The sequence below is a fragment of the Rhizobacter sp. P1_G5 genome, from assembly GCF_056405435.1.
The window spans coordinates 1-6,817 of record NZ_JBFUCB010000317.1 but is presented as its reverse complement, the minus strand read 5'-3'; the positions used below and the strand labels follow the sequence as shown (position 1 = coordinate 6,817).

Annotated in this window: 6 protein-coding genes; 3 read left to right on the top strand and 3 right to left on the bottom strand. The window is 71.3% G+C overall.

Features of this window, described 5'->3' with window-relative positions; genetic code table 11:
- Positions 1 to 768: ABC transporter transmembrane domain-containing protein (locus AC1D12_RS20350; protein ID WP_477842497.1), on the bottom strand; the 768-nt coding region annotated here is incomplete at its 3' end.
- Positions 769 to 862: 94 nt separating this feature from the next.
- Between AC1D12_RS20350 and fhuF the strand changes: the two genes are divergently transcribed.
- A complete protein-coding gene (gene fhuF, locus AC1D12_RS20345; RefSeq protein WP_477842496.1) occupies positions 863 to 1,594 on the top strand; it encodes a siderophore-iron reductase FhuF in 732 nt (243 codons plus the stop codon).
- On the opposite strand, the gene AC1D12_RS20340 is transcribed toward fhuF, so the two are convergent.
- Together AC1D12_RS20340 and AC1D12_RS20335 are read right to left on the bottom strand one after the other, a co-directional pair.
- Entirely contained in the window at positions 1,577 to 3,949 is a 2,373-nt protein-coding gene (locus AC1D12_RS20340; protein WP_477842495.1) for a penicillin acylase family protein, read from the bottom strand. The genes fhuF and AC1D12_RS20340 overlap by 18 nt on opposite strands.
- A gap of 14 nt (positions 3,950 to 3,963) precedes the next feature.
- Entirely contained in the window at positions 3,964 to 4,809 is an 846-nt protein-coding gene (locus AC1D12_RS20335) for a formyltransferase family protein (RefSeq protein ID WP_477826791.1), read from the bottom strand.
- 137 nt (positions 4,810 to 4,946) lie between these two features.
- Between AC1D12_RS20335 and AC1D12_RS20330 the strand changes: the two genes are divergently transcribed.
- Positions 4,947 to 5,996: a GNAT family N-acetyltransferase gene (locus AC1D12_RS20330; protein WP_477842494.1), complete on the top strand. Its 1,050-nt coding sequence runs from the start codon at positions 4,947 to 4,949 to the stop codon at positions 5,994 to 5,996.
- A 2-nt stretch (positions 5,997 to 5,998) separates the two neighbouring features.
- Positions 5,999 to 6,817: SidA/IucD/PvdA family monooxygenase (locus AC1D12_RS20325; protein ID WP_477842493.1), on the top strand; the 819-nt coding region annotated here is incomplete at its 3' end.

Here is a 6,817-nt window from a genome sequence, read left to right as displayed (position 1 = left end):
GAACAGCGCCGAGCCGAACGCGCTGCCGACCACGTAGGTGTTGATCGCGCGCTGGTTGACCGTGCGGATGCCGTCCACCGTCTGCTCGATCTGCCCGCGCAGCATGCGCGCCCGGCGCCCGCGGTGCATCCGCAGCTCCTTCGCGCCCTCGCTGATGCCGCGGTAGGCCTTGTGCAATTGCTCCTCGCCGTCGCGCGCGCGCCAGAAACCGGCCTCGGCACGCGTCAGCACCACCGCCTGCACCGCGGCACCGAGCACCAGCGCGACGACGAGCAGCCCGAACATCGGCAGCGAGAGCCACGCGAGGTAGCCCAGGCAGCCGAGCGCGATCGACAGCGCGATCACGGTGGACGCCAGCACGAAGCCGGCGTCGCTGATCATGTCGACGTCCTGCGTCAGCACCGGCATCAGGCGGTGCGTTCGGTAGCGCTCCAGCGCATCGATCGGCGCCGACAAAATCTTCTGCGCGAGCGACTTGCGCACCTGCGCCACCAGCCGCTGGCCGACGCGGTTGGTCGACATGTCGGAGGTCACGCGGCCGACCAGCRCCACCACGCACAGCGACACGAAGGTCAGCAGCAGCCCGCCGGCCATGCCGCCGCTGCGGTTCAGCACCTGGTTGATCGTGCCCAGCAACGCAACGGTGGCCGCACCCGCTGCGATGCCGGTGACCACCGACAGGGCCAGCCAGGGCAGGAAGGGCCGCAACAGGCGTGCGACTTCCGCGAACGGGCGGTCGACGGAGGGCGGGATGGGGGGTGTGGACACCGGGGTCGGGACAGAATCGCTCATGCCTTGCATGACGAACCACGCCCCCCCGCGTTCAGCTGAACATCGCCAGCCTTCGTTCGTCTGCTGACACGTGATCCCGCTGCTCGAACCTCTTTTCCAGGGCGCCTGGGCGCCGCTCGGCGAGGCGCTGGTGTGCGCCGCACAGCCGCCCGCCGATGCCGTGCCGGTGCATCGGCTGATCGACGAACCGGCGGTGCTGGATGCGCTGCTGCGCCGCCACGCGCTGCATCGCGGCGTGACGGGCAGCGATCTGCGCGCGGCCGCATCGAGCTGGTGCTTCGCCTACCTCGATGCGCTGCTGCCACCGGTGGTCGCGGCGGCGAGCGTGCTGCAGCATGTGTTCCCGACCGCCCCGCATCAGATGCAGGTCGTGGTGGGTGATGACGATGCGGCGCCGCGCAGCTTCCACATCGAGCACGGCGGTACGGCACGCCGCGGCGGCAGCTGCAGCGAACGCCTGGCGCCGCTGATCGACCTGCACCTGGCACCCCTCTTCGCGCAGCTCGCACGCAGCGCACGGGTCGCGCCGAAGATCCTGTGGGGCAATCTCGCGCGCCGGCTCGACGGGCTGTTCGAGCAAGGTCTCGCGCTGACCGGCCATGCGCCGCACATCGCGCAGGATCGCGACGCCTTGCTGAGCCAGCCGCTGTGGCACGACGGCCGCCCCAACCCGCTGCTGCCGCGGCAGCGCCCGCATCCGCAGGCGTCGCGGACGATCCCGCTGCACCGGCAGTGCTGCCTGTTCTACTGCCTGCCGGGCGAGGACTACTGCAGCGCCTGCCCGCTACAACCCAGTCCGTAGCCTTGTCGTTCGAAGCTTAGGATCCCGCGCAATCTCATCCTCGCGGAACGGGAAGCGCAGCCAGTCGTGCCGCGCATAGCGCGCGACCGCCGCATCGGCCGGCCCCTCGCCCGCGACGATGGCCGACTCCCCCTCGCCATGCGCCAGCAGCGTGTGCGCCACCACGCCCTGTGGGCCGAAGTGCACCACCTGCAGGTAGGTGTCGGCCACCGCATCGGCGCCGATCGGGTGCGTGTCGTCGCCGTCGCAGGCCACGTTGAAGTAGCCGACGACGTGGCAGCCGCCCGTCAACGCGAAGCGCTCCCCGCCGCTGCGCACAAAGCGCCGGCTGCCGAGCGGCGCGTCGAACGCCCAACCGCGCTCGCCGAAGGCCACGACGGTCGCAGCCAGCGCCTGCGCCACACGCGGGTCCCCTGCCTTCGGCGCGCGCGGCGTCGCGAGCGGCGCCTCGGCCGCGAACGGCACGCCGAAGAACTCACCGGGTGGCAGCTCGTCCAGCCGGGTCCAGAACGCATCCCACAGCAGCGCGCCGCGCGCATCGGCATCGGCACGGTCCGGCCAGCGCGCCAGCACCTCGCAGGCCGGGCCGACATCGACCTCGCGCCCTGCCAGCACCACCCGCGGCTGCGCGCACGCCCCCGCCAGCAGCTCGCCCTTGAACAGCTCGGCCGACAGCGCACGCGGCAGCAGCACCGCCTGCCGCACGCGCCGGCTCAGCGCCTCGGCGGAATCGGGCCGGCCCGACAACTCCTGCGCGATGCGGTGCCCCAGCCGCCCGCGCAGCGACAAGGCCTGCCGCTCGCCACCCAGCACTTTCGCGAACCCCTCCAGCGGCTGCTTCGGGTTCGACAGCCAGTAGCTGTCGTTCATGTTGGCCACGTAGTCCTTGCGCAACAGCCCCGGCATCTGCGACACCGGCATCGTGCCCGGCTGCACCGCGGCCGCATCGCTGCGCCAGTCGCAGGCGGCGCGGCTGCCGTCGAGGAACGGCGTCACCGGGTCGACACCGGCGAAGCCCTGCGCCAGCGGCGTGCTGCACGCGGCGCGCAGCTCGTCGGGCACGTTCGGCACGGCACCCACGTCACCCAGCCAGGCCCGGCCGTCGCCGCGCCCGATCGCCGCGGTGTTGACCCAGGGCATGCCGTCCTCGCGCTTCTGGATCGCGATGAAGTCGTCCAGCGAGCGCGCCTGGTTCCAGGCCAGGAAGGTGCGGAACACGCGGAAGTTCTCGCCGTTCACATCGCGCATCGCGATCGCATGGGCCGTGCCCCAGCCGAACGGCGCGGCGCGCTTTCCGAGGTCGACGATCGGGCCGAAGCGGCTGCCGTACAGCGTGCGCGTCACGCGTTGCACGCTGCCATCGGCGGCCCGGGTGTCCACCGTCACCTCGCGCCGTTGCATCGGCTCGCTGCGGCCATCGACGAGGTAGCGCGTCGGGTCGGCCGGGTCGAGCGTCAGGTCGAACAATCCGAAGCGCCGTGCCGCCGACACCGTGTGGCTCCAGGCGATGCGGTCGTTGAAGCCGACCATCACCAGCGGCACGCCGAGGAAGGCGACGCCAGCCACGTCGACGCGGCCGGGGATCGTCAGGTGCATCTGGTAGAAGCGGTCGGGCCCGCCCCAGTACCAGTGCGGGTTGCCGAACAGCACGCCGCCCGCCTCGCCAGTCGCCGCGCGGCCGAAGGCCAGCATGTTGCTGCCGAGCGCCGGATGATCGCCGACCTGCTGGCGCGGCCAGCGCGTCGCATCGCCGACGGCGGCGGACGGTGCCGCGGGCCGCGCGTTGACGATCTCCGGGATGAAGCGCGACCAGCCGGCAGCAACCTGCGCCGCGTAGAAGCGCCGCAGGATGTCGTCGGCGTTGATCTCGCGCACCCAGGATTCGTTGATGCAGGCCTGGCGCGCCGCTGCCGTGCCGCCGCGGCGCGCTTCGGCCAGGTAGCGGTTGTAGCCGCGTGCGAAGCCCTCGGCGGCATCCAGCAGGTCGCGCGGCTGCGCAGCCCGGGCGCGCGCGATCGTCGCGTCGTCGGCGAAGCCGCGGAAGAAGAAGTCCAGTTCCAGGTTCAACGGCTTGCCGAAGGTGGAATGGTGCGCCGGCCGCGCCTCGGCCCCGAAGAACAGCGACCGCTCGCCGCGCCAGGTGACGAAGCCTTCGGCCAGCGTGCACAGCGCGTCCTGCGCCTGCACGTAGCCGATGCCGGTGCCGAGATCGCGCCAGTTCGCGGCGCGCAGGTGCGGGATGTCGTCACTGGTGCGGCGGATCTCGACACCGGCCAGCGCCGGGCCGCGCGCCTGCGCGCTCGTGATCAGCAAGGCCAGCGCGCCGATCAGCGCGCCACGTATCGATGCAAGCATGGGAGCGGTCTCTTTCATTGCGCCGCGAGCGCCGCCAGCCCGAGCTGCAGCGCCGGGAACAGGCTGTGGTTGAAGTTGTTCCAGCGCAGCTCGAGGATGGTGTCGGCCGGGTCGATCCCGGTGGCCAGCACGTCGACGATCACCTCGCCGGAATCGATGCCGTTGTCGACGTAGTGGAACGACGCGCCGGTCTGCCGCACCGGCTCGACCGGCGTGCGCGCGAGCGTGCGCCAGTCGATGCGCTCGCCCCGTGCGCCGTGCAGCGCATCGAGCGTGGCCCAGGCGCCGCGCCGCTGGTGCGGCGATCCTTCGCGCGTGATGCCGGGGTGGATGTTGACGATGCGCCGGTGGAACGGCGCGCCCGGGCGCACCAGTTCGTCGAGGATCACCAGCAGGCCGTCGAGYACGACCACGTCGGCCTGCAGCGCCTGCAGCCGCGCCAGCAGCCGGGCCTCGAAGTCGCGCTTGCCGGCCGGCCGCTCGGCCGCATCGAGCGGCAGCCGGCGGTAGGTGGACGGCACCGCTTCCATCAGCTCGACCACCGGCCGGCCCTGCACCTGCAGCGCCGGCGGATGCGGCCAGCAGCGACTCGGGTGCGGCGAGAAGCCGTAGTCCTTCAGCTGCTCGCGGTCGCGCGGGTTGCCCTCGTCGTCGTCGAAGATCACCGCCTGCAGCGAATACGCCTCGCCGAGCGCGCTGCCGTTCAGCGTCTCGACGAGGAACTCGAGCGGCGACTTCATGTAGCGCGTCTCTCCCTTGAACGGGATGAGCTGCCCGGCCCGGTCGGCCGCCGCGTTGCGCAGCGACGCGATGTAGACGAGTTTTGCCTGTCCCTTTGCCTGTCTGTTTGACGGTTCCATGAGCCACATGACGAAGCACCGCGCGTGGTGTTCAGCGATGAAGCGGCTGAACAAAGCCGCCGACCGCTCGTCATGGAGGCATGAACAGCGGCACACCCAGCACACGACCCTCTCCCGACCCTGCGGCCCCGCGCTGCGTGAGCCACCCGTCCGGCCAGGCCCTGCAGGTGCAGCGCGATGGCGACCGGCTGGTGGTGAGCGATCTGCATCCCACATCCGCGCCGCGCGACCGCATCGGCCGCTGGCAGTGGAAGCATGATCGCGACGAGTCCACGCTGCAGTGGCTCGGCCCCTGCTCCGGCGAGCCGTCGCCCGCGCACCTGCTGGCGATCATCGAGGCGGCCTTCACCTTCGAGCCCGGCACGCCGATGCTGACGCTCGTGCCGCCGTTCGCATCGGCGCTGAACCTCGTCGAGCACGGCCTCGCGCTGCCGGCGCCCGACGGACGGCGGCTGGTGCACCGCGAGATGTTCTTCCAGCACGCGCCGATGTGGCTGCCGCAGGTGGCGCCACCGATCCCGCTGCGCTACACGCTGACCGGCCCGCGCCGCCACCCGCTGCGCGCCGCCAAGCGAACGGGCACGCTGTACCAGCGCCACATCCCGTGGCTCGACCAGACCTTCTCGTTCCGCAGCCTCGACATCGAGACCGACCTGCCGCGCTTCCACCGCTGGATGAACGACCCCGACGTGGCCCAGGTCTGGCAGGAGGACGGCGACCTCGCGAAGCACCGCAGCTACCTCGACGCGATCGCCGCCGACCCGCACATGCAATCGATGATCGCCTGCCTGGACGGCGAGCCGTTCGGCTACTTCGAGGCCTACTGGGCGAAGGAGAACCGCATCGCGCCGTTCTGCGAGGCCGACGACCACGACCGCGGCTGGCACGTGCTGATCGGCGAGCCGAGCTTCCGCGGCAAGGCCTTCGCGACCGCCTGGCTCACGTCGATCTCGCACTACCTGTTCCTCGCCGACCCGCGCACGCGGCGCATCGTTGGCGAGCCGCGCGCCGACCACCGGCAGCAGCTGCGCAACCTCGACCGCTCCGGCTACGCCAAGGTGAAGGAGTTCGATTTCCCGCACAAGCGCGCGATGCTGGTCTCGCTGCTGCGCGAGCGCTTCTTCGCCGACACGCTGTGGWGGCCGCGCGAGGACGACGCCCCTTCCACTCTGCAGTCAAGGACATGACCATGCGCGTGCACGACCTCATCGGCATCGGCTTCGGGCCGTCGAACCTGGCGCTGGCGATCGCGCTCGACGAGCAGCGCCGCGCCGGCCGCCCGCTGGTGGATGCGCTGTTCATCGAGCGCCAGCCCGGCTTCGCGTGGCATCCGGACATGCTGCTGTCGCAGGCCCACATGCAGATCTCGTTCCTGAAGGACCTGGCGACGCTGCGCAACCCGACCAGCCGCTTCACCTTCGTGAACTACCTGCACCAGCGCGGCCGGCTGCAGGATTTCATCAACCTGAAGACCTTCTACCCGAGCCGCCGCGAGTTCAACGACTACCTCGGCTGGGCCGCGGCGCAGTTCGACGACAGCTGCGTCTACGGCGAGGAGGTGCTCGAGGTGCTGCCGCACACGCAGGGCCGCGAGGTCACGCTGTTGCGCGTGCGCTCGCGCGACGCCGCCGGCCAGTGGCACGAGCGGCTGGCGCGCCACCTGGTGGTGAGCATCGGCGGCACCGCCAACATCCCCGAAGCCTTCCGTGCGTTGAAGGGCGACCCGCGCGTGATGCACTCCAGCGGCTACCTGGCCGGCCTGGCAGGCCATGCCGATGCGCAGCGCATCGCGATCGTCGGCGCGGGCCAGAGCGCGGCCGAACTGTTCATCGACCTGCACAGCCGGCCGAGCGCGCCGCGCGTCGACCTGGTGATGCGGGCGCGCGCGATCCGCCCGGCCGACGACAGCCCGTTCGTCAACGAGATCTTCAACGCCGGCTTCGTCGACCACGTGTATGCGCAACCCGACGCGCAGCGCGCCGAGATGCTGCAGGAGTTCCGCCACACC

Excerpts from the sequence above, each read along its gene's own strand:
- AC1D12_RS20340 (WP_477842495.1), bottom strand. The coding sequence starts at position 3,949 with ATGCTTGCATCGATACGTGGCGCGCTGATCGGCGCGCTGGCCTTGCTG.